Below are 20,387 nucleotides of genomic sequence, written 5' to 3' on the forward strand. Positions count from 1 at the left end.
TCGACTCGAGCGTTGTCAGTCCGTCGTTCGGACTCGAGCCCCGGTCTCGGCCGGCTCCGCGAGGATAACCCGTCCGTCGAGCCCGCGGTCCGCGAGCGCGGCGGCGGCCGCGGCCTCGGCCTCGTCGGCGTGGGCGGTGTCGGTCACACCGTAGACGACCGGGCCCCACGACGACTGGCCGACGCCGGAGAGGACCGGACAGTCCTCGAGCGTTTCGACGAGTTCGCCCGCGGGCGGCCGGAAGACGCCGCCTTGTGCATCGGCGTACCACGCCCCGTTCTTGCGGCCGATTTCGGCGATCGCCTCGCCGAAGGGTTCGAGGCGGCCCGCGGCGGCGGCCGGCAGCAGTTTCCGGGTGACGACGCCGGCGAGTTCGTCGGCGACGGCGGGATCGGCGCGTTCGACGACCGAGCGCATGCTCGCGTCCTCGTTGTCGCCGCTACGGCCGGGTTCGGCGTCGGGGACGACGACGAGGAACCGCCACTCCGGGGGCAGGTCGTGGCGGGCGACGACCGGCGGCACCGTCCAATCGCCCTCAGCCGGCGGCTCGGTGGTAAACCGGTTCGTCGGATGGCCGGCGTCGACGGCGAAGCCGCCGCCCTCGAAGGTCGCGACGCCGACGCCGCTGCGACCGCCCCTGCCCATCGCCGGCGCGCGCTCGCGAACTCGCGGCTCGAGGCCGTGGGCTCGTGCCGTCGCCGTGAGCACGGCGAGAGCGAGTTGGGTCCCGCTGCCAAGCCCGACGTGGCGCGGCAGGGACTCCTCGAGCGCGAGCGCGACGCCGGGAACCTCGAGGATGTCGACGGCGCGGTTCGCGTACGCCCGGACTAGGGGATCGGCGGCCTCGACGGCGGCGGCGGGCTCGGCCGTAACGGTCACTCGCGGCTCCGCGAGTCCGACGCCGATGCCGCCGTAGAGCCGCTCGCGAGCGAGCGAGAGGTTCTGGAAGCCGACGTGGAGGCGCGCGCCCGCGCTGACGGTCGCGGTCGTCATGAATCGTGATCGTGCCCGGCTACGAACCCCCTCGGGAAGGGGGTTTCGACGGTGGCAACGACTGAGACGGGGTACTGTACCGATTTCCCGGCGCAACCCCAGCGCGGTCGATAGACACAGCGGTTATATTGCTCGCCCCGACAGTCCCCGACGATGCCGGCAGCCGACGCCTCGGTCGTCGTCCCCGCTCGCGAGGAGGGCTCCCGCCTCGAGCGAACGTTGGACTCGCTCGCGGCCCAACTCTTCGACGGGCGACTCGAGGTGATCGTCGTCGCGAGCGATGCGACCACGGAGCGCGTCGCTCGAGCACATCCGGCGGTCGACCGCGTGGTGGTCGACGACCGCCGGGCGGGTCCCGGGCCGGCCAGAAATCTGGGTGCGGCGGTCGCCGGCGGCGAGGTGGTGTTGTTCACCGACGCCGATACGATCGTTCCGCCCTGCTGGGTGCGCCGTCACTACCGCCACTACGCGACTCCTGAGGTCGTCGGCGTCGGCGGCCCGCTCCGGCCGCTCGAGGGCGGACTCCGTCACCGTGCGCTCTTTCGGGTCCTCTCGGACTGGTGGTATCGCGCGTGCTGGCCGGTCGGATTCGTCCAGCAACCGGGCTGTAACTGCAGCGTCCGCCGGACGGCGTTCGAGGCGATCGGCGGGTTCGACGACGACTTACAGTTTCTCGAGGACACCGACCTCTCCCTGCGGCTTGCCCGCGAGGGACCGGTCGTCTATGATCACACCTGTCCCGTCGAAACGTCGACCCGACGGCAGAACCGGGTCGGCTACGCGCGGCTCTTCTGGACCTATCTCGTCGGCTACCTCGAGTACGCACTGCCCGGATCGTCGCCGACTCGAGACTACTTTTGACGGCAACTCGAGCCGATTCGGGCCAGAAGACAGATATTGGGGTACTCTGGAGACGGAGACGATGAACCGAACCGACGACCTCGATCACGGGCCGGATGGTGCGGTCGAACGGGGCTGTGACCGGTGTGACTGGTACGCGGTCGAGAGCTCTTATGCCGCGCTGGTCGAGCGGTATCAGGACCACCTCCGCGAGGCGCATCCGCGGCTCTGGCTCCGGACCTGACCGCCGCGAACGACAACCCCCCGCTCTCGGCCGAACTTGTTCGCCGGAATCAAAACCCCACGAACGATTGGCCGAGAAAGGGTGACTTATGCCCCTTCGACGCAAGGTCCGACCATGAGCAGCGACGACGAGTTCGACTACGGAAAAGACGAGCAGTTGCGGAGCCGCGAGGTGACGGAAGGTCCGGACAAGGCCCCCCACCGCGCGATGTTCCGTGCGATGGGGTTCGACGACGAGGACTTCGGCTCGCCGATGATCGGCGTGCCGAACCCAGCAGCGGACATCACACCGTGTAACGTCCACCTCGACGACGTCGCCGATGCCGCCCTCGAGGGAATCGACGACTCCGGCGGCATGCCCATCGAGTTCGGGACGATCACCATCTCCGACGCCATCTCGATGGGAACCGAGGGGATGAAGGCCTCGCTGATCTCCCGGGAACTCATCGCCGACTCCGTCGAACTGGTCTCGTTCGGCGAGCGCATGGACGGGCTGGTCACCATCGGCGGCTGCGACAAGAACATGCCCGGCATGATGATGGCCTCGATCCGAACGGATCTGCCCAGCGTCTTCCTCTACGGCGGCTCGATCATGCCCGGCGAGCACGAGGGTCGGGAGGTCACGGTCCAGAACCTCTTCGAGGGCGTCGGTGCCGTCGCCGACGGCGAGATGGAAAGCGAGGAACTCGATGAGATGGAGCGCAACGCCTGTCCCGGTGCGGGCTCCTGTGGCGGGATGTTCACCGCAAACACGATGGCCTCGATCTCCGAGGCGCTCGGCTTCGCGCCGCTGGGCAGCGCCAGCCCGCCCGCCGAGGCCGAATCGCGCTACGACGTCGCCCGCGAGGCCGGCGAACTCGCCGTCGAGGTCGTCGAGGAGCAGCGCAAGCCCTCCGACTTCCTCAGCAAGGAATCGTTCGAGAACGCAATCGCGCTACAGGTCGCCGTCGGCGGCTCGACCAACGCCGTCCTCCACCTGCTGGCGATGGCCGCCGAGGCCGGCGTCGACCTCTCCATCGAGGAGTTCGACGAGATCAGCCGGCGCACCCCGAAGATCGCGAACCTCCAGCCCGGCGGCTCCCGAGTCATGCACGACCTCCACGAGGTCGGCGGCGTCCCGGTCGTCCTCAACGCCCTCTACGAGGCCGACCTGCTCCACGGCGACGCGCTGACGGTCACGGGCGACACGATCGGCGAGGAACTCGAGGCGCTCGACCCGCCGGCGATCGAGGACCTCGACGCGGACTTCCTCTACACCGTCGACGAGCCGAAAGACGAGCAGGGCGCGATCCGCATCCTGACGGGCAACCTCGCGCCCGGCGGCTCCGTCCTCAAGGTCACCGGCGACAACGACCTCCACCACGAGGGCCCCGTCCGGGTCTTCGAGAACGAGGAAAACGCCATGGCGTACGTCCAGGAGGGACGCGTCGAGAGCGGCGACGTGATCGTCATCCGCAACGAGGGGCCACAGGGCGGCCCCGGCATGCGCGAGATGCTCGGCGTCACGAGCGCGGTCGCCGGACAGGGCCACGCCGAAGACGTGGCGCTCATCACGGACGGCCGCTTCTCCGGCGCGACTCGCGGGTTCTCGATCGGCCACGTCGCTCCCGAGGCGTTCGCCGGCGGCCCCATCGGCCTCATCGAGGACGGCGACGTGATCACCATCGACATCGAGGACCGGACCCTCGCGGTCGACCTGAGCGAGGAGGAACTCGAGGCCCGCCGGGAGGAGTGGGAGCAGCCCGACCCCAACTACGAGAGCGGCGTGCTGGCGAAGTTCGGCCGCGCGTTCGGCTCGGCGGCCAACGGCGCAGTGACGAACCCCGGCGTCAAAGACGAGTAGTCGCCGGCTCCCGTCCGGCCGTCCCGATTCACCCGCTCGCGGGTAACGGTTTCGCGATCCCGCCGCCTTCGATTTCCTGCACGAGTCTTTCCCGCCTATGTGACCGACTACCGGATAGACAGACGAATGTGTAAATACTGCCTCGAGTGTGACTGGCAGATCAGCACTGCCGACGGCTACACGGAAAAGGAGGTGTCCGAGAAAGCGATCGAGCACTTCGTCGAGACGGGGCACACGGTCGATTCGCTCCGGCTGCCGCCGCCGGTCGTCCTCGAGAACTGATCGAATCGAGTCGTCGATCGAGCCATCAATTGGGCCGGTATCGGCCCCGATTACGATTTCTCGACGGAGCCATCGTCCGCGAACGGCCCGCGAGACGATTCTACTCCCTCACTGCCTCACCCGCGACGCTCGAGGATCCGATCGATGATCAGCCGCGTCGAGAGCAGTTGTTCGTCGGCGTCGTCGCCCGCCTCCCGAGCGCTCGCCCGGCGGACCTCGCAGTCGATCCCGCGGGCCTCGAGTTCGGCCGCGATAGCGTCGTCGTCGTGGTGCTGGTCGTGGCCCAGCGCGATCACGTCCGGATCGATCGCCTCGATCGGAACGAAGATGTCCTCCTCGTGGCCGAGTCGGGCCTCGTCGACGGCCTCGAGCGCGCCGACGACGTCCCGGCGCTGGCTCGCCGGACAGATCGGGGCCGCCTTGTGGTCGACGTTGGTCGTCCGCGCGACGATGACGTGGAGCTCGTCGCCCATCGCGGCGGCCTCCTCGAGGTAGTGGACGTGGCCGGGGTGGAGGATGTCGAAGGTTCCCTGCGCGATGACTGTCCGGCTCATGGCTGCCTCGCCGTCGATCCGGCGGCGTGCGGTTTCCGTGGCGATCCCGTCGTCGGTCGTGTGGTAGTCACTGATAGCATCGTCTCGAGAGGCGAACGTCGCGTCATCGCAGTTCCTCGTCGATATCCGCCTGCGTGAAATCGAAGAACTCCTCGGTCTCGGGCAGGTCGACGTCGATCACGTTCAGCTGGGTCGGTTTCCCCTGTGAATCGAACGCCTTCCAGTCCGTCTGGCGGTAGGGTGCCCCGATGATGACGTGGACGCTCCCGCGACCGAACGTGTCCAGATCCGCGTTACTGGGCTTGATCACCCCGTTGGGATGGGAGTGGATGCTCCCCAGCGCCTTCACGTCGTTCGGAATCTGATTCGTCTTGACGGTCGCGCTGACGCTGTTGGACTCGGTGCCGGGCACCACGAGAATATCCGTGATGACCAGCCCCTCCCGGTCCAGATCCAGGCGTTCGGCCTCGGTCCCACGGAGGAACCCCATGTACTCGTTCGGGTGGGTCGCCTCCGAGGACTCGAGCGCGAACTCGAGGGTTTCCTCGGCGATGCCGAGAATCTCGCTCGAGCGAAACAGCGCGTCGAACAGCCCCATATCCCCACCTGCGGCCTTGCGGTTGCTAAACGTTCCGATGCACCGGTTCGGCTCGGGAGACGATCACTGCCTCACTCGTCCGAAACGGCGTCTTTCGGAATGATGCCGTCGATGTCGGCTCGCAGCACGTCCTCGCCGTCTTCGTTCGTACAGACCGCGGTGCTCTGGATGTCGTAGTACTCGTCGCACTCGGTGACCGACTCGAGGCGACAGGTGCAGGTGATCCGCTCGCCGGTGTGGACCGGTTGCACGAACTCGAACTCCATCCCGCGGGCGATGTAGTTCAGATCGCCGCCGATCTTCGTCGGCAGCGTCGCGGTGAGCAGCCCCTGTACGGTCAGTCGGCCCGCCTCGTCCGGCTCGGTGTGGATCGGCTGCTGGTCGCCCGATAGCTCGCCGAACTCGCGGACATTCTCGTGATCGAAGGTCCGTTCGACGGTGTACTCGTCGCCCTCCTCGGGCGGGTGTGAAACGTCCATGCTATAACTGGTCCCGACGATTCCTTTTGTAGCTACTGCTCACGCTGTTGTCACTCGAGACCGGCGACCGCTTCGATGAGAACTCGGCCGCTCGAGTCCCCATCGCTTCTTGACAAGGGTTATACGCGACCACCTCAAACAGCGAACCAAGATGACGCGTGACTCCGCCGGGGACCCCGGCGCAGACGACGGGGATTCCGTCGTCTACGATCTCGCTTCCGATTGTACCGCCGACGATGTCGAGCAAGGCCGCTACTATCTCGCCGAGATCAACGGTATCGTCGACTACGGCGTCTTCGTCGATCTCTCCGACTCCGTCTCCGGACTCGTCCACGAATCCGTCCTCGAGGGCACCTTCGCCGTCGGCGACGAACTCGTCGTCGAACTCGAAAGCGTTCGCGAGAACGGCGACATGGCCTTCGAGCCGGTCGACATCGACGACTACGAGGTCGAAGCGGTCGGCCACGACTACTCGCTGACCGGGACCGACCGACTCGAGGGCGCCATCGGCGAACAGATCCACCTCGAGGGGACGGTCACGCAGGTCAAACAGACCGGCGGCCCGACGATCTTCCACGTCTCCGACGAACAGGGCGTCGTGCCCTGTGCCGCCTTCGAGGAGGCCGGCGTCCGCGCCTATCCCACCATCGAAGTCGGCGACGTCGTCCGGGTCACCGGCATGCCGGAACACCGCGAGGGGTCGGTCCAAATTGAGGTCGACGGCCTCTCGAAACTCGAGGGCGAGGACGCCGCCGAGGCCCGCGAGCGACTCGAGGACGCGCTCGACGCCCGCGCCGAATCCCACGACGTCGAACCGCTGATCGACTGGCCGGCCTTCGAGAAACTCCGCCCGGACTTGGAGGAAGTCGCCCGACTGCTCCGCCGGACGGTCCTCGAGGGGCGGCCGATCCGCGTGCGCCACCACGCCGACGGCGACGGGATGTGTGCCGCCGTCCCCGTCCAGATCGCGCTCCAGCGCTTTATCGCCGACGTCCACGAGGACGAGGACGCGCCGCGCCACCTCATCAAACGGCTGCCCGCGAAAGCGCCGTTCTACGAGATGGAAGACGCTACGCGGGACCTCAATTTCGCGCTCGAGGACCGCGAGAAACACGGCCAGCAGCTCCCACTCCTGCTGATGCTCGACAACGGCTCGACGGCCGAGGACGTCCCGGCCTACGAGACGCTGGCCCACTACGACATCCCGATCGTTACGGTCGACCACCACCACCCCGACCCGGACGCGGTCGAGGACCTGCTCGACGCCCACGTCAATCCCTACCTCCACGACGAGGACTACCGGATCACGACCGGGATGCTCTGTGTCGAGCTCGCGCGGATGATCTACCCAGATCTGGGCGAGGAACTCCGCCACGTCCCCGCCGTCGCCGGCCTCTCGGACCGCTCGAAGGCCGACGCGATGGACGACTACATCGAGCTCGCCGCCGAGGAGGGCTACGACGAGGACCGGCTGCAAGACGTCAGCGAGGCGCTGGACTACGCCGCCTTCTGGCTGCGCTACAACTCCGGCGACCAGCTGATTCAGGACCTGCTGCAGGTCGACAGCGACGACGAACAGCGCCACCGCGAACTCGTGGACTTCTTCGCCGACCGCGGACGCGAGGAAGTCGACGAGCAACTCGAGGCCGCGATGCCCCACCTCGAACACGAGACCCTCGAGAACGGCGCTCACCTCTACCGGATCGACGTCGAGAACTACGCCCACCGGTTTACCTACCCCGCGCCGGGGAAGACCACCGGCGAGATCCACGATCGCAAGATCGAGGAGACCGGCGACCCGGTCATCACGGTCGGCTACGGTCCGGACTTCGCCGTGCTCCGCAGTGACGGCGTCCGACTGGACATCCCGAACATGGTCTCCGAACTCGAGGCCGAAATCGCGGGCGGCGGCGTCTCCGGCGGCGGGCACCTCGTCGTCGGCTCGATCAAGTTCGTCACCGGCAAGCGCGAGGAAGTGATCGACGCCCTCGTCGAGAAGATGGCCGAGGCCGACATCGACGAAGCGCTCTCGAGTGCGGCCCCGATCGACGACTAAAACGCGACTCGACAAGGGTTGGATCGGCGAAAAATTCGTTTTCTAGCAGTACTGGACATCTGTCTCGAGGAGCCGACGAGTCGGCTCAGTCAGCGCCGTGACGCGGCGTGTAGCCGCAGTCGTCACAGGCGAGTGACTCGTATCGGGCCGAGAGCGAGCCCGAACATTCGGGACAATGATATTCGGATTCGAGTGAATGTTGACTGATTGCCATATGTGACTCGAGGAACTGAGCACTGATAAGTTCGCCTATTATGGCGATTCGAGACTGCATAGTGCTAGAATGCGTCGGCATATCACGACCGAACTATCGTTGAGAATTTCTGTTCGCCGGCGAGTCGCCGACGGTCGCGAGCGGTAGCAGTAGATAGTAGTACGGTTTCTGTCTATAAACTCGTGAAACTCGCGATAAGTACAGGACAAATAGTGACCAGTCACGATGTGATTTGTGACGACTATCTACTCATCAATTTCTTCATGAATTGATTCACCAGTACCGGGTTTTGATTCCCACTCCCACTCATCTTCAACTCTCACACGCCCATCGTCAAGGAGTTCGACATCACCAACAGAGTGGCCAGTCGCGGTTTCGTTATCTGTATTTATTTGGGTGTATCTGATGTCCCACTGCTCCCCATCAAACGTGCCAACCAAGTGACCATCTGCAATATCGCCACCAGAGTAGTTTGCATAGATTCGTTCACCGGTCTGCTCAAAGTGGAAAACTGTATCTGCTCCCACTTCACCATCTTCGTCATTCGCAACGCCAGCAAGTGTTAGACCATCAAATGAGATTTTGTCTCCCATACATCAGATGTCCCAATTGGGTCAATAACACTTCTGGTGTTCAGTTCGCAGATGCACTTATCGGATCGAGCATATCAGCTTCGCGCCCAATTCCGAATAAAGAAATCGTAGGACCAACGACTGTTAGAACTGGTAGCGGCGCTCGTCGTCCATTGACGGATACTGATCCGCGCCGGTCATCTCCTCGAAGGTCATCCCCGAGAGGTACTCGTCGTAGGTCACGTCGTAGGCCGACCGCAACTGGAAGTCGAGTTTACCGGTGTCGACGGTCGATTGAAAGAGCATGTGGATCGCCCGGCGGACGAGTTCGTCCGTCTCCTCGGGCTCGAGGGCGGACTCGAGCAGGGCGAGTTCGTTGCGCGTCTCGCGGTCGAGCGACAGCGACAACTCGTCGCCGATGTCGGTGTACGACGCCGTCACGTCATCGTTGAGATCGTCGAGGCTCATACGGGAGGGGACTCGAGCCGGTCGGATAGACCTTTCGTGGTCGCCTCGAGCCGCGGCGTCGCGCACCGGGCGTCGGTCAGCGGTCAGTACCGCAATGCGTGCAAGCGTGAGAGCCGTCGTAGATGCATCTCCCACAGTTGTCGCAGTTCGTCCACGTTCGGCGATCGGACCCGTCCGAACGGGCGTTCTCCCACAGAGAGACGAGGGCCCCGACGACGATCAGCGATCCGCCGAGGAGCACCCACCCGGCGGGTCCGATCGTCAGGAAGAACAGGACGATGAACGGACCGACGAGTATCGCGAACCCGAGGAGGATCAGCACCGATCCGAGCGAGTACGAACTCATGTGGAATACCTATCCTTTTGGCGCGAAAAATACTGTGATTCGGCTCGTCTCGAGCATCGCCGACGGATCTCGCGCTCCCGAATGGCGGGCGGCGTGACAGTCCCGGACGCGGGCCGCCGAATTGCGACACTGACTTACAGCCGACGGCGTAACCTTCGCCGATGACAGCAGGGGACGGGGCGCAGTTACCCGACGACCACGGGGCGGTGCGCGAGGCGCTGATCGAGTGGTACGAGGACGACCACCGCGAGTTCCCGTGGCGACGTACGGACGACCCCTACGAAATCCTCGTCAGCGAGGTCATGAGCCAGCAGACCCAACTCGGCCGCGTCGTCGAGGCCTGGGAGGGGTTCCTCGAGCGGTGGCCGACCACCGCTGAACTGGCCGACGCCGACCGCGCTGATGTCGTCGGGTTCTGGACCGACCACAGTCTGGGATACAACAACCGGGCGAAGTACCTCCACGAGGCGGCGGGCCAGGTCGAAGACGAGTACGGCGGCGAGTTCCCCGAGACGCCGGCGGAACTACAGGAGCTGATGGGCGTCGGTCCGTACACCGCCAACGCGGTGGCGAGCTTCGCGTTCAACAACGGCGACGCGGTCGTCGACACGAACGTCAAACGGGTCCTCTACCGCGCCTTCGACGTGCCGGACGACGACGCGGCCTTCGAGGACGCCGCGAGCGACCTCATGCCAGCGGGCCGCTCGCGGGTCTGGAACAACGCGATCATGGAACTGGGCGGGGTCGCCTGTGAGCAGACGCCCCGTTGCGACGAGGTCGGCTGTCCGTGGCGCGAATGGTGTGGCGCCTACGCCAGCGGCGATTTCACCGCCCCCGACGTGCCGACCCAACCGAGTTTCGAAGGGAGCCGCCGGCAGTTCCGCGGCCGCGTGATCGGCACCCTCCGGGAGTACGACGAACTCGAGTTGGACACTCTGGGCCACCGCATCCGTGTCGACTACGCCCCCGACGGCGAGTACGGCCGCGAGTGGCTCACGGACCTCCTCACGGACCTCGAGTCGGACGGGCTGGTCGAATTCGACGACGATGGAGCGGAGCCAGTCGCACGGCTCCAGCGCTAACGGAGCGGTTCAGCGACGGGGTCGATTCTCTCTGCCGCGTTCTCTCGAGTCGGAAAATCAGCTCGCACAGCGACGAGCGAGTCGGTCCGCCGCCGGGGGTGCAGCCGTCGCCGACTGCACCGGCGAACGCACCGGTCGGCGGTCGTCGTGCATTCCCTGTCGGTCAGTTTCCGCCGGTGACCGGTCGAAAAAAAAAGGTTGCGATGCTACTTGTATCTGATCGGGAGTTTCACAGGTTGAGAACGGTTCCGTTCGACAGGAGGTTGGCTCGATTCGGACATCCACTCCCGTACTGGAGACGAATCCGAGACACTCCACCGCGAATGCGGATGCAACCGTCACGGCTCGAGCGACGGACGATACCGACGATACGACACACGCAGACCGATAGATTACCCCAGTGAACTGTCGGCTGAAAGTGATAGTCGTCGGAATTGGGTGGCGGGAAAGGCTACCGGAAACCAAATCCGTCTATACGTCTCTGTGGTGGACTTCGGTGATGACCACAGTCGTCGAACTCGGGATTCCGGCCGACCGACTCGGATTCGCTCGCACGTTCGATCGAGCGCCGACGTTCGAGTTTCAGGTCGGCGGAATGATCGGTGGCTCGCCACCGCTCGTCTGGACGAGCGGCTCGGACCGTGACACCGTTTACCGGGCACTCGAGGCGGATCCGTCGGTCGACGTGATCGCGAGCGTAGCCGACGACAGCGGGGAGTCTTCGGCGGACAACGGGACCGACATCAGCCGGAGCGACCGCTGGCTGTTCCGCCTCGAGTTCGGAGACGGCGTGAAACTGTTCGAGGAGATCGTCACCGAAAACGACGGGGCGATCCTGACGGCCAGGGGCCACGAGGGCCAGTGGGCGGTGAAACTGCTCTTTCACGATCGGGACTCGGTCTCGGCGTGTCACGAACTCCTCGAGCAGTACGAGTTCCGGGCCGATGTCACCCGAATCAGCGGAGTGGACGACCTCGAGAGCGCACGGACGCCCCTGACCGAGACGCAGTACGAGACGATTCACAAGGCCCACGAACTCGGCTATTTCGACGTTCCGAGAGGGGTGACGCTCAAGGAGTTGGCCGCGGAGTTAGACGTCTCACATCAGGCGCTCTCGGAACGGCTCCGGCGGAGCCACGCCGCCCTCGTCAGCGCGGAACTGTCCGATCGGACCGCGCCGATGGAGATCGATCCCTGAGCCGACCGCCGCTCGTCGGCTCGAGTCACGCGCCTGATGGAATTCACCGGTGCTCCGCACTATCGCTCTACCGCTCCCCCACCCCTACACCAATACCATAGTGGTCGTCCATCTAATGACTGGCCAATTTTAATTCCTATGTCCACAATATCACTCGTGATTGGAGCTATTTGAGCCAACAGATAGCTTTATTACTGGACAGTCCAATAATATGATGTCGGCGTGGTGCCGACCGCCCGACGCACTCTACGTCGCTGCGAGCGCCGGTGGATCACCCGTGCTCAGATACCGATTCGCGGTCATTCGTGGCTGTGTGGCCGCGTCCCAATCGGACCACCGACGGGCCGTCTCACGGCCCGAAATCGGCTTTTTGCGATCGGTCGAATCTCAGCCGAACCAGTGCCTAGTTTTATCTGTTGGTCGGGAATACAGTCAGGCGAGAGTTGAAGTGATCGGACGCAGCCGGACGGACAGCGTCGACGTGTCGCCTCGAGCGTCCGATACAGGCGACGCCCCGTCGGACCTCTCGCTGGACGATATCTACCACCTCCTCCAGACGAAGCGCCGTCGAGACGTGCTCCGCTATCTCCGCGCGGCAGACGGCCCGGTCCGGTTGCGCGAACTCGCCGAGCAGGTCGCCGCGTGGGAGCAAGAGACGACCGTCGAACAGCTCAATTCCAGCGAACGCCAGCGCGTCTATATCTCGCTGTACCAGTCCCATCTGCCGAAACTCGACAACCACGGGATCGTCGACTACGACAAGGACCGCGGCTGGGTCGAGGCGACGCCGCTGACGGCACAGCTCGATTCGTATCTCGAGCCGTCTCGGGGAACCGGTTCGTCCGAGCTGTGGCTCCGGCGGTACGTCGGGACAGTCGCTCTCTGTACGCTCTTGGTCGGCGCGATCGCGGCGGGGCTCGTTCCGATCCCCGGGCTCGTCGGCGCGGGGATCGTTCTCGGCTCGTTTGCGGTCGTCACGGGCGCACACGCGTGGTCGACCGACGCATACTGCCGGTAGGTCGGTTCTCGGTCCGCAGTCCTCACTCGTCGAATCAGGGTCTCGTCCGAGCGGCAGCCAAACGACGACCGTCAGTCGGCGCGGGAAGGGGCTGCCGCGTTCGGCTCGGCGGACCGCTCGAGGAGCCGATGGGCGTGAAAGGCGACCGAGAAGTCCTGCGGGCTCGGGAGCGCACAGGCGAGCCAGCCGATGGCCGCCGCGGCGACGACCGGCGTGTCGGTCGTCACGTAGCCGGCGGCGGCGAGCCCGAAGACGGGAATCGCGAGGAGGAACGGCGCGAGCGCCGCGAGGCGGAGCGTCCAGGGCGGTTCGCCGCCGGTCGGACGGGGGTAGACGGCGGCCCACGGACGGGTCGTCAGGAGCGCGATGATCCCGTCGGGACGGCCGGGGAAATAGGAGACGGAGTACTCGACGCGTGCCAGTCGAAGGACCGCCGCGTGCATCCACTCGTGGGCCACCAGTCCGACCGCTACCGCGACGGCGAGCGCGCAGCCAGCAACCACCACGTTCGATCCGATCATTGCGACGCGAGATGCCCACTGCCGACATCGATCGGGCGGCGTTCACCTCGCGTACTCAGCCGAAGAACTACCTGCGGAAGGCCCTCCGCCTGTACCAGTTGTCGCCTTAAGGGTGAATTCCGAACGTCTCACCGGGAGATTCCGGAGCGTCGCACCGGGACGACGGGGAAGACGGGCCAGTTGCGACGAGGCATTGGACCGGCCAAGGACTAAGTATTGTTGGGTGGTATCTTATACCATGGAATCGACTGAGACGCTCGAGTTCGGTCACGCGGACCGCAAAGGGATCTACGAGTACGTCGAGCGCCACGGTGCGGTCGACCCCGAGGAAACCCGGGAGCGACTCGATCTCGATCCGAGCGGATTCCGCCACCACATCGCGATCCTCAAACGTGACGGTCGACTCGAGGAAGCCGACGGCAAACTACGGGTCACGATCGACGCGGGGGCCGAGGAGGAGTACGTCGCCGAGGACCTCGAGTTCCACATCCGACCGGCACGACAGGAGGATCTGGCGGGAATCGTCGGCGCGATCCGGCAGGTCGCAGAGGAGAAGACGTACATCGAGGCCGAGAGCGTTGCCGACGAGATCGACCACGAGAACGCCTTGCTCCGGCACAACGAACTCCAGTCGCGGATGTTCTTCGTCGCCACGGTCGAGGACGAGGTCATCGGCTGGGTCCACCTCCACGCCCCGGAGTTAGAGAAGTTGAGCCACACCGCCGAACTCACCGTCGGCGTCCTCGAAGACTACCGCGGCCACGGCATCGGCTCGCACCTCCTCTCGCGGGGCCTCGAGTGGGCCGGCTCGAACCGCTACGAGAAGGTCTACCAGAGCGTGCCCTCGACCAACGAGGAGGCGATCGCCTTCCTCGAGGAACACGACTGGGAGACCGAGGCGATCCGGGAAGATCACTACAAGCTCAACGGTCACTACGTCGACGAGGTGATGATGGCTGTCGAACTCTGAGTTGACAGTTCGATTTATGTAACCGTCCCTGAAACGGACGGGTATGCGCTACGTGACCCCCGTCGGGTTCGAGCCCGAGGGATGGGGGGAATCGACCGCGGCCATCGTCGGGATGGGACTCGTTCTCTCGATCGCCGGCATCGTCCAGACGCTCGGCACGCCCGCCGCCCGGCCGATCGTCGCGTTCGAACTGTTCGTCTCGTTGCTCGTCCCGACCGGGCTGGCCACCGGCGGCTACTGGCTGGCCGATCGAAACGTCTCGTCGGCCGATCGCTGGCGGGCCGTGACACAGGTGTCGGCCGGGATCGTCCTCGCTTGCGCGCTCGCGCTCTGGCTGACGGGATATGTCACCCTCGAGAGCAGTGCGGTCCGTGACCCGCTGGGGCTGACGACGACGCTGGCCGGCGTCGGCGGTGCGACCGGCTTCGTGAGCGCCGTCCGGGAGCTGCCCGACGAGTCGATCGGCTCGAGCGGACCGCCGAGAGCGGCCGGTGTCGCGCTGCCGGCACCGACTGAGCCGTCCGACTCGAGGGCGACGACCACGGCGTCGAGCGAATCGGCGACGACCACTGCGCTCCCGTCGACCGCGCTCGAGTCGCAACGCGACGTGCCGGCGATACCTGAGACGACGACCCCGCTCTGGACCGACGTCGATCCGCTCGGCCGGACCGGCGCTCCCGCGCAACCCGTGGAACCGTCCGAAGGGAGCGGGGTCGACGGTACTCTCCCCAACGCGTTCGAGGCGTCCGCCCGCGATGTCTCGGCCGATCCCGTCGGCTCACACGACCCGCTCGAGTCGCCGACACCGGCGCGGGATCCCGGTGTCGACACCGTCGCGGCCGTTCCGTCGACGGCCGAGACGGTCCTCGACGTCCTCCGGCGCGAGCGCGCCCGCATCGCCCTCGCGGTCTTGTACCACGAGTGGGACGGCGCGGACCGATCGGTCGACGCCCTCGCTCGCGCCGTCTCGTATCACGTGGACGACTCGGCCGACGCCGTCGCAATCGGACTGCGACACGCGACGCTGCCCGAGTTAGCGGAGATTCGAGCCGTCGACTGGGACCCACACACCGATCGCGTCTCGGCGTCCGACCACGCCGTCTTCGAAGAGGGCGTCCGCGAAGCGGCGGCGCTGCTCGAGTCGTTCGAACCGGGGACGAGATAGCGCTCGGGGGACTGCCGGCCGCTCGAGCGGGTCGTGCGGTCGGCGAGGTCGGTCGAATCGAAAGACAATTCCTCCGGACGGCGCTACCGAAAGGCATGCTTTCGATCGCGCTTGCCGGGAAACCGAACGCCGGCAAGTCAACGTTCTACACGGCGGCGACGATGGCGGAGGTAGACGTCGCCAACTATCCGTTCACGACGATCGACGCCAACCGCGGGGTGAGCTACGTCCGGACCGACTGTCCCTGCCTCGAGCGCGACGAGCGGTGTAACGCGGACAACTGCGAGGACGGCAAGCGCTACGTCCCGATCGAACTGCTCGACGTGGCGGGGCTCGTCCCCGGCGCTCACGAGGGGAAGGGACTGGGCAACCAGTTCCTCGACGAACTCACGAACGCGGACGTGATCGTCAACGTCGTCGACGCCTCCGGCGGCACGAACGAGAAGGGCGAGCCCGTCGATATCGGCGACCACGACCCGCTCGAGGACATCGACTTCATCGAGGAGGAGATGGACCTCTGGCTGGCCGGCATCGTCGAGAACAACTGGGAGTCAGTCGAGCGAAAGTCCCGCTCGCCCGATTTCGACATCGACGACGCGCTGGCGGACATGCTCTCCGGCTTCGGCGCGTCCCCGAAACAGATCGCGATGACCCTCCGGGATCTCGACTACCCCGACGACCCCATCCAGTGGGAGGACGACCACCGCGAGGCGCTCGCACGCGACGTTCGCCGGCGGACCAAGCCGATCGTCGTCGCGGCGAACAAGATCGACGTCGCCCCCGAGGAGAACGTCGAGCGCCTGCTCGAGCTGGACAAGCCCGTCATCCCGACCACCGCGGAGGGCGAACTCGCGCTCCGCCGGGCCGCCGACAACGGCCTCATCGAGTACGACCCCGGCGACGAGACGATCGCAATCGGCGACGACGTCAACGACGCCCAGCGCGAGGCCCTCGAGGGCCTCGCGGACACGATGGCCGAGTGGGGCGGCACAGGCGTCCAGACGGCGCTCGATCACGCGGTCTACGACCTGCTCGATCACCTCACCGCCTATCCGGTCGAGGACGCCTCGAAGTGGTCCGACGGGAGCGGTAACGTCCTCCCCGACGCCTTCCTGCTGCCCGATGGCTCGACGCCCGTCGACCTCGCCTACAGCGTCCACTCCGACATCGGCGACGGCTATCTGCACGCTGTTAATGCCAAGTCGAACCGGGAAATCGGCGAGGAGTACGAACTCGAGGAGGGCGACGTGATCAAGATCGTGAGTACTAATTAAATTATTTCCAATCTTCTATCCATTAGTTTTAGTTTATCACAGCAATCAATATGGGTCACGTAGGTAACGGTAGGTGGAAAACACACGAGACGCTGGTAGCCAAAATTCATCCCTCGTATCTTCGTGTCCCACTACTCCTCGGTATCCGTATGACACCGTGGCGACCCGACAGGGCACTCAGAGGAGTTATGAAGGTACAGTGGCGGTTGCTGTTCACGTACCTCGACTAGTAGACTCAGACAACCGTCTTCATCTGACGTGGTGAAACTAGTCCGTCAATTGTCATTAATGTGGTTAACTACTACTGTGATGGGTTCATCCGGCCAGACGCAATCGGGATACCAGTCCGTTTCTGGCGAGATTTCACGTTCCTCTGTATGCAATATGTCTTCGGTATTTTCGTTCTCGACACTGAGTTCCACCGTTACAGGACTGCTATGGACATTAATAAAATACATCTCCTGCAACGTCGCATACTCCTCGCTATCAGCGAACAGACAGCCTGCCGTTGTACTGATTCCACCTCCCGCAGCAAAACCGATAAACTCGCGCCGGTTCATATTAACGGCCTAATTTCTGATGATAAGTAATTTCTTGTTCATAATCTCGTGACAGGTTCGTACGTGCAGTGACCGCACAGAGTGGCGTAGATCAAGATGGATTTATACGTTGTGTACACTGTGTGGACTCAGTATCGGTAATCAAAATTTCAGTTCTAACTAATATCGAATTAACAAACTAGATACTGTATTTTAAGCAGGTGTGGCGACCAGTACAGGTGGTACAGTTACCGTAACAACACTTCGTCTCTCTGGTTGCTATCAAATATCAACATCTAATATCGGCTGATTGTGCAAGTTGAGTGAGTTGACCATTGCCAAGCTGATACCAGAAGGATACTTGGAGACAAAAATCTTCATCCAAGCCGTCAACTCCAAGGAACTCAACATCATCTGCAAAGTCATCAACAGTTCCATGTAACGCTACGGGTGATGAATCCTCAAGCGGCGTGATCACGACCTGTTTTGCGGTTTCTGCATCGACAGAGTACGACTCCCATTCCATGATTTCGGTTTCGAGTTCGAGAGCAAGATGAAACGTGTGAGTTTCGTCATCTCCGTTATGGAGATCAACTTGTACTTCCTGAAGTGAGCCAGTTGTTCTGAATGTATCCAGACAGCCAGCGAACGTCGAACTCAGAAGGGTTCCGCCAGCGAGGAGTGTTTCGCGTCGGGAGGGCATAGCATAAACCATGCTGTTCCTCTGAGAAAACTATTACCTCTTGCGGGACGTCCGAGTTGCGTGATCTAATCGCTCCTCATGAGAAAAATGAGGTGTCACGACGAAATGACGGCTCCATATACTCCAATTATTTTCAGTTTCTATATATTCTGCTGACATATTCGTATCTGTAATGATCGCAAAATCAGGGTAGACCGGAATGGGATCTGACTGTTGTGCTACACGTGGACTCGGTCAGTGACCAAGATTTTGAGTGTAGCTGAATACTGATATAAGAGAATTCACAACCCCGTAAAATGATTTAGAACCAATAGTTATTTAGTAACATGATGTATTAAATGTTGTATGAAATATTTATGCGAATCATTCTTATTCACTATTGGAGTACTGCTGATGGCTGTAACGAGTCACTACGTACTAGCAACACTGGTCAAACAGGCTTCACCAAATACTGTCATTGTGAGCAATAGCAGTTCCGATGCGGTTTTTACGGCGCTTCTTTTCTGTTTTGGATGCTTTCTTGCCATCCATTCCCTATTTATGGGGATAGGATCGAAGGGTGGGTAATAAGATGGTGTGTGAGAGGGTTGCCGTCTAAGTAGTACAATTTGTGAAACGAGAAGATACCCTCTCCTGAGAGTACGGACAAATCAGGTTGAATGAAACTATCTCTCGAGTTATTCTCACGCCCCAAAACCGATTGATAGTCCGCTTCCACCAATATAACGTCGTTAGGGGGACGATTTATTCCGGGGCTCGTGGTAGGTCGTCCCATGGTGGATAAGACACTCTCCGCCGACAAAGTAACGCGCGAAGAGGCCGCCGAACACCTCCGTGAGCTGGCCGACGAACTCGAGGGCGAGGGAGAGGCGACGGTTCGAACGGGGAACAAGACGGTCGATCTGCGGCCGTCGGAGTCGATCGCCTACGAGGTCGGCGTCCGCGAGCGATCGTCGATCCTGCGCGGGAACCGCGAGACGGTGACGGTCAAGCTGGACTGGAAACCGCCGAACGTCTCCGAGGGGTCCACAGAGGCCGAGGCCGAATAGCGAGCGGCGGCGGGCCGCTCGAGCGGTCGAGCATCCGAACGAACCGCGGTCAGCGACGGCTCGGCCCGGACCTATCCGATGGAATTTCGCATTTTCACGGCCGCTGTCGGGTGGAGATGTGCTTTTCGTCGCTGGCGACGTAGACGGCTCATGGCACCCCATCCGTCCCGCGTTTCACAGCCCCGGCGCGATCGAACGATCCCGGCGCAGTTGGCCGCCCTGAGCGAGCGACTCGAGGCGGCCGAGCGCCAGCAACGGCTGTTGAAGAACACGGTCGCTGCGCTCGGGACCGAGGTAGGCGTCTCGGTAGGCTGTCCGTGCGGCCGCTGTAACGAGAGCTACACACTCGTCAAAGCAGGGAGCATGTACTGTCCGCGGTGTGGCTTCCGGGAATCGCTGTAAGGTCGGCTCGGGTTTTCGGCGGCGGTCGACGAACTCACACTCGCATTCACACGAGCGCGGCGAGCGGATCGAATCGAACGGCGGCCACGAGCACGGCGAGGAAGACGTACGAGCCGCGGATGAGTAACATGGTCGCGAGTTCGGGGTCGGCCCGCCGCGAGATCGCGGCGACCGCGGCGAACGCGGCGGCTGCGAGCAGCGCCGTCAGGGGGAAGATGCGGGCGATAGCGAAGCCGACGACGGCGACTAATGCGACGGCCATCAGCCCGTAGGCGACGCCGTAGGCACGGTCGGGGCCGACCGCCACCGCGACGGTCCGCTTTCGGATCGACCGGTCGTAGGCGTAGTCCTGGGCGTCGTCGATCACCTTGATCCCCGAGAGGAGCGCGAGGAAGACGACGGCGAAGCCGAGGGGCACGGCGGTGATCGTCCCGGCCTGCACGTAGAACCCGCCGAGTACCGACAGCGCGATGCCGAGCGGGTAGCCTGTCGTCGCCGTCACGGGATTCATGTCGAGCTGTGGCGCGTGGTGGTAGGCGATCAGCCACGTCGGGAGCACCAGCGCGACCGCGAACGGACCGACGAGAAAACCGAGAGCGACACAGCACAGCGCGAACGCCACCGTCGACAGGGCGAGTGCGATCCGACAGCCGCTCGCGGTCAGCGGATGGTCGTCGTCCTCGCCGCGGACGTGAAAATCGACGTAGCCGTCTTTCACGTGGGCCGTGTAGACCGCCGCGAACATCGCGAGGACGTGGACCGCGGCGAGCAGCGGATCGACGCTTCCCGCGAGGATCGCCCCGAACAGCGACGCGGCCAGCGGCGGCGTCATGAAGACGGGATGGATCTGTGACCGGAGCGCTCGAGCCGTCGCGCCGATACCCGACCCGTCTCTCGCGAGGCGCATGCCTCGAGTGACAACGAACTGCTGTATAATACCCGGGTCGGGGCCGCACGCGCTGGAACGGATCGCGGAAC

General features: G+C 63.7%; 24 protein-coding genes. 13 read left to right on the forward strand and 11 right to left on the reverse strand.

The features are described from left to right. Nucleotides 1-15: 15 nt before the first annotated feature. Nucleotides 16-993 carry a beta-ribofuranosylaminobenzene 5'-phosphate synthase family protein gene (locus tag FEJ81_RS09140; RefSeq protein ID WP_138244997.1) on the reverse strand — a complete coding sequence of 326 codons (978 nt, stop codon included), beginning with the start codon at nt 991-993 and terminating at the stop codon, nt 16-18. 153 nt (nt 994-1,146) lie between these two features. Here FEJ81_RS09140 and FEJ81_RS09145 point away from each other — a divergent pair, with 153 nt between their 5' ends. From FEJ81_RS09145 to FEJ81_RS23150, 4 genes are all read left to right on the forward strand, one after another. Next, nucleotides 1,147-1,854, forward strand: coding sequence for a glycosyltransferase family 2 protein (locus tag FEJ81_RS09145; protein WP_138244998.1), 708 nt, complete (start codon nt 1,147-1,149; stop codon nt 1,852-1,854). Nucleotides 1,855-1,915: 61 nt separating this feature from the next. Next, nucleotides 1,916-2,077 carry a hypothetical protein gene (locus FEJ81_RS23145; protein ID WP_175416387.1) on the forward strand — a complete coding sequence of 54 codons (162 nt, stop codon included), beginning with the start codon at nt 1,916-1,918 and terminating at the stop codon, nt 2,075-2,077. Between the two features lie 114 nt (nt 2,078-2,191). Continuing rightward, complete coding sequence (gene ilvD, locus FEJ81_RS09150) at nt 2,192-3,919, forward strand: dihydroxy-acid dehydratase (RefSeq protein ID WP_138244999.1); 1,728 nt, start codon at nt 2,192-2,194, stop codon at nt 3,917-3,919. A 126-nt stretch (nt 3,920-4,045) separates the two neighbouring features. After that, the gene (locus FEJ81_RS23150) at nt 4,046-4,201 is read left to right on the forward strand and encodes a hypothetical protein (RefSeq protein WP_175416388.1); all 156 of its coding nucleotides are present in this window, start codon (nt 4,046-4,048) and stop codon (nt 4,199-4,201) included. A gap of 116 nt (nt 4,202-4,317) precedes the next feature. On the opposite strand, the gene FEJ81_RS09155 is transcribed toward FEJ81_RS23150, so the two are convergent. The 3 genes from FEJ81_RS09155 to FEJ81_RS09165 all read right to left on the reverse strand — a co-directional run bounded on the left by FEJ81_RS09155 (nt 4,318) and on the right by FEJ81_RS09165 (nt 5,832). After that, nucleotides 4,318-4,755, reverse strand: coding sequence for an FAD synthase family protein (locus tag FEJ81_RS09155; protein ID WP_138245000.1), 438 nt, complete (start codon nt 4,753-4,755; stop codon nt 4,318-4,320). Between the two features lie 103 nt (nt 4,756-4,858). After that, nucleotides 4,859-5,353, reverse strand: a complete 495-nt coding sequence (locus FEJ81_RS09160; RefSeq protein ID WP_138245001.1) for a Mov34/MPN/PAD-1 family protein — start codon at nt 5,351-5,353, stop codon at nt 4,859-4,861. Nucleotides 5,354-5,424: 71 nt separating this feature from the next. After that, nucleotides 5,425-5,832, reverse strand: a complete 408-nt coding sequence (locus tag FEJ81_RS09165; RefSeq protein ID WP_138245002.1) for an FAS1-like dehydratase domain-containing protein — start codon at nt 5,830-5,832, stop codon at nt 5,425-5,427. Nucleotides 5,833-5,983: 151 nt separating this feature from the next. Between FEJ81_RS09165 and FEJ81_RS09170 the strand changes: the two genes are divergently transcribed. Then, complete coding sequence (locus FEJ81_RS09170; protein WP_138245003.1) at nt 5,984-7,888, forward strand: DHH family phosphoesterase; 1,905 nt, start codon at nt 5,984-5,986, stop codon at nt 7,886-7,888. Between the two features lie 459 nt (nt 7,889-8,347). Here FEJ81_RS09170 and FEJ81_RS09175 read toward each other — a convergent pair whose 3' ends face one another. The 3 genes from FEJ81_RS09175 to FEJ81_RS09185 all read right to left on the reverse strand — a co-directional run bounded on the left by FEJ81_RS09175 (nt 8,348) and on the right by FEJ81_RS09185 (nt 9,488). Then, nucleotides 8,348-8,695, reverse strand: a complete 348-nt coding sequence (locus FEJ81_RS09175) for a hypothetical protein (RefSeq protein ID WP_138245004.1) — start codon at nt 8,693-8,695, stop codon at nt 8,348-8,350. A 123-nt stretch (nt 8,696-8,818) separates the two neighbouring features. Continuing rightward, nucleotides 8,819-9,142, reverse strand: a complete 324-nt coding sequence (locus FEJ81_RS09180; protein ID WP_138245005.1) for a hypothetical protein — start codon at nt 9,140-9,142, stop codon at nt 8,819-8,821. A 76-nt stretch (nt 9,143-9,218) separates the two neighbouring features. Then, on the reverse strand, nt 9,219-9,488 hold the full coding sequence (locus FEJ81_RS09185) for a hypothetical protein (RefSeq protein WP_138245006.1): 270 nt from the start codon (nt 9,486-9,488) through the stop codon (nt 9,219-9,221). A 161-nt stretch (nt 9,489-9,649) separates the two neighbouring features. On the opposite strand from FEJ81_RS09185, the gene FEJ81_RS09190 reads away from it, so the two are divergent. From FEJ81_RS09190 to FEJ81_RS09200, 3 genes are all read left to right on the forward strand, one after another. After that, nucleotides 9,650-10,570: an HhH-GPD family protein gene (locus FEJ81_RS09190; protein WP_138245007.1), complete on the forward strand. Its 921-nt coding sequence runs from the start codon at nt 9,650-9,652 to the stop codon at nt 10,568-10,570. Between the two features lie 499 nt (nt 10,571-11,069). Beyond that, nucleotides 11,070-11,768, forward strand: a complete 699-nt coding sequence (locus tag FEJ81_RS09195) for a helix-turn-helix domain-containing protein (RefSeq protein WP_138245008.1) — start codon at nt 11,070-11,072, stop codon at nt 11,766-11,768. A gap of 448 nt (nt 11,769-12,216) precedes the next feature. Continuing rightward, nucleotides 12,217-12,786: a DUF7344 domain-containing protein gene (locus tag FEJ81_RS09200; RefSeq protein WP_138245009.1), complete on the forward strand. Its 570-nt coding sequence runs from the start codon at nt 12,217-12,219 to the stop codon at nt 12,784-12,786. 71 nt (nt 12,787-12,857) lie between these two features. Here FEJ81_RS09200 and FEJ81_RS09205 read toward each other — a convergent pair whose 3' ends face one another. Beyond that, nucleotides 12,858-13,307 carry a hypothetical protein gene (locus FEJ81_RS09205; RefSeq protein WP_138245010.1) on the reverse strand — a complete coding sequence of 150 codons (450 nt, stop codon included), beginning with the start codon at nt 13,305-13,307 and terminating at the stop codon, nt 12,858-12,860. A 238-nt stretch (nt 13,308-13,545) separates the two neighbouring features. On the opposite strand from FEJ81_RS09205, the gene FEJ81_RS09210 reads away from it, so the two are divergent. From FEJ81_RS09210 to FEJ81_RS09220, 3 genes are all read left to right on the forward strand, one after another. Then, nucleotides 13,546-14,277, forward strand: a complete 732-nt coding sequence (locus FEJ81_RS09210) for a GNAT family N-acetyltransferase (RefSeq protein WP_138245011.1) — start codon at nt 13,546-13,548, stop codon at nt 14,275-14,277. 43 nt (nt 14,278-14,320) lie between these two features. Next, nucleotides 14,321-15,442: a hypothetical protein gene (locus FEJ81_RS09215; RefSeq protein WP_138245012.1), complete on the forward strand. Its 1,122-nt coding sequence runs from the start codon at nt 14,321-14,323 to the stop codon at nt 15,440-15,442. A gap of 95 nt (nt 15,443-15,537) precedes the next feature. Then, nucleotides 15,538-16,716 (forward strand): redox-regulated ATPase YchF, encoded by a 1,179-nt coding sequence (locus tag FEJ81_RS09220; RefSeq protein WP_138245013.1) that lies wholly within the window; start codon nt 15,538-15,540, stop codon nt 16,714-16,716. Between the two features lie 275 nt (nt 16,717-16,991). On the opposite strand, the gene FEJ81_RS09225 is transcribed toward FEJ81_RS09220, so the two are convergent. Together FEJ81_RS09225 and FEJ81_RS09230 are read right to left on the reverse strand one after the other, a co-directional pair. Next, a complete protein-coding gene (locus FEJ81_RS09225) occupies nt 16,992-17,276 on the reverse strand; it encodes a hypothetical protein (RefSeq protein ID WP_138245014.1) in 285 nt (94 codons plus the stop codon). 268 nt (nt 17,277-17,544) lie between these two features. Continuing rightward, nucleotides 17,545-17,958 carry a hypothetical protein gene (locus tag FEJ81_RS09230; protein ID WP_138245015.1) on the reverse strand — a complete coding sequence of 138 codons (414 nt, stop codon included), beginning with the start codon at nt 17,956-17,958 and terminating at the stop codon, nt 17,545-17,547. Nucleotides 17,959-18,731: 773 nt separating this feature from the next. Between FEJ81_RS09230 and FEJ81_RS09235 the strand changes: the two genes are divergently transcribed. Beyond that, nucleotides 18,732-19,007: an amphi-Trp domain-containing protein gene (locus FEJ81_RS09235; protein WP_138245016.1), complete on the forward strand. Its 276-nt coding sequence runs from the start codon at nt 18,732-18,734 to the stop codon at nt 19,005-19,007. 150 nt (nt 19,008-19,157) lie between these two features. After that, nucleotides 19,158-19,409: a hypothetical protein gene (locus tag FEJ81_RS09240; protein WP_175416389.1), complete on the forward strand. Its 252-nt coding sequence runs from the start codon at nt 19,158-19,160 to the stop codon at nt 19,407-19,409. A 46-nt stretch (nt 19,410-19,455) separates the two neighbouring features. On the opposite strand, the gene FEJ81_RS09245 is transcribed toward FEJ81_RS09240, so the two are convergent. After that, nucleotides 19,456-20,316, reverse strand: a complete 861-nt coding sequence (locus FEJ81_RS09245; RefSeq protein WP_138245017.1) for a UbiA family prenyltransferase — start codon at nt 20,314-20,316, stop codon at nt 19,456-19,458. Between the last annotated feature and the right edge of the window lie 71 nt (nt 20,317-20,387).

This window comes from Natrinema versiforme, from assembly GCF_005576615.1.
Taxonomy (GTDB): domain Archaea; phylum Halobacteriota; class Halobacteria; order Halobacteriales; family Natrialbaceae; genus Natrinema; species Natrinema versiforme_A.

Bases quoted from the DNA above. Each gene is read 5' to 3' on its own strand.
- FEJ81_RS09175 (WP_138245004.1), bottom strand. From the start codon at position 8,695: ATGGGAGACAAAATCTCATTTGATGGTCTAACACTTGCTGGCGTTGCG.
- FEJ81_RS09225 (WP_138245014.1), bottom strand. From the start codon at position 17,276: ATGAACCGGCGCGAGTTTATCGGTTTTGCTGCGGGAGGTGGAATCAGT.
- FEJ81_RS09190 (WP_138245007.1), top strand. From the start codon at position 9,650: ATGACAGCAGGGGACGGGGCGCAGTTACCCGACGACCACGGGGCGGTG.
- FEJ81_RS09220 (WP_138245013.1), top strand. From the start codon at position 15,538: ATGCTTTCGATCGCGCTTGCCGGGAAACCGAACGCCGGCAAGTCAACG.
- FEJ81_RS09205 (WP_138245010.1), bottom strand. From the start codon at position 13,307: ATGATCGGATCGAACGTGGTGGTTGCTGGCTGCGCGCTCGCCGTCGCG.
- FEJ81_RS09160 (WP_138245001.1), bottom strand. From the start codon at position 5,353: ATGGGGCTGTTCGACGCGCTGTTTCGCTCGAGCGAGATTCTCGGCATC.
- FEJ81_RS09170 (WP_138245003.1), top strand. From the start codon at position 5,984: ATGACGCGTGACTCCGCCGGGGACCCCGGCGCAGACGACGGGGATTCC.
- FEJ81_RS09240 (WP_175416389.1), top strand. From the start codon at position 19,158: ATGGCACCCCATCCGTCCCGCGTTTCACAGCCCCGGCGCGATCGAACG.
- FEJ81_RS09165 (WP_138245002.1), bottom strand. From the start codon at position 5,832: ATGGACGTTTCACACCCGCCCGAGGAGGGCGACGAGTACACCGTCGAA.
- FEJ81_RS23150 (WP_175416388.1), top strand. From the start codon at position 4,046: ATGTGTAAATACTGCCTCGAGTGTGACTGGCAGATCAGCACTGCCGAC.
- FEJ81_RS23145 (WP_175416387.1), top strand. From the start codon at position 1,916: ATGAACCGAACCGACGACCTCGATCACGGGCCGGATGGTGCGGTCGAA.
- FEJ81_RS09215 (WP_138245012.1), top strand. From the start codon at position 14,321: ATGCGCTACGTGACCCCCGTCGGGTTCGAGCCCGAGGGATGGGGGGAA.
- FEJ81_RS09245 (WP_138245017.1), bottom strand. From the start codon at position 20,316: ATGCGCCTCGCGAGAGACGGGTCGGGTATCGGCGCGACGGCTCGAGCG.
- FEJ81_RS09195 (WP_138245008.1), top strand. From the start codon at position 11,070: ATGACCACAGTCGTCGAACTCGGGATTCCGGCCGACCGACTCGGATTC.
- ilvD (WP_138244999.1), top strand. From the start codon at position 2,192: ATGAGCAGCGACGACGAGTTCGACTACGGAAAAGACGAGCAGTTGCGG.
- FEJ81_RS09230 (WP_138245015.1), bottom strand. From the start codon at position 17,958: ATGCCCTCCCGACGCGAAACACTCCTCGCTGGCGGAACCCTTCTGAGT.
- FEJ81_RS09140 (WP_138244997.1), bottom strand. From the start codon at position 993: ATGACGACCGCGACCGTCAGCGCGGGCGCGCGCCTCCACGTCGGCTTC.
- FEJ81_RS09210 (WP_138245011.1), top strand. From the start codon at position 13,546: ATGGAATCGACTGAGACGCTCGAGTTCGGTCACGCGGACCGCAAAGGG.
- FEJ81_RS09155 (WP_138245000.1), bottom strand. From the start codon at position 4,755: ATGAGCCGGACAGTCATCGCGCAGGGAACCTTCGACATCCTCCACCCC.
- FEJ81_RS09145 (WP_138244998.1), top strand. From the start codon at position 1,147: ATGCCGGCAGCCGACGCCTCGGTCGTCGTCCCCGCTCGCGAGGAGGGC.
- FEJ81_RS09235 (WP_138245016.1), top strand. From the start codon at position 18,732: ATGGTGGATAAGACACTCTCCGCCGACAAAGTAACGCGCGAAGAGGCC.
- FEJ81_RS09185 (WP_138245006.1), bottom strand. From the start codon at position 9,488: ATGAGTTCGTACTCGCTCGGATCGGTGCTGATCCTCCTCGGGTTCGCG.
- FEJ81_RS09180 (WP_138245005.1), bottom strand. From the start codon at position 9,142: ATGAGCCTCGACGATCTCAACGATGACGTGACGGCGTCGTACACCGAC.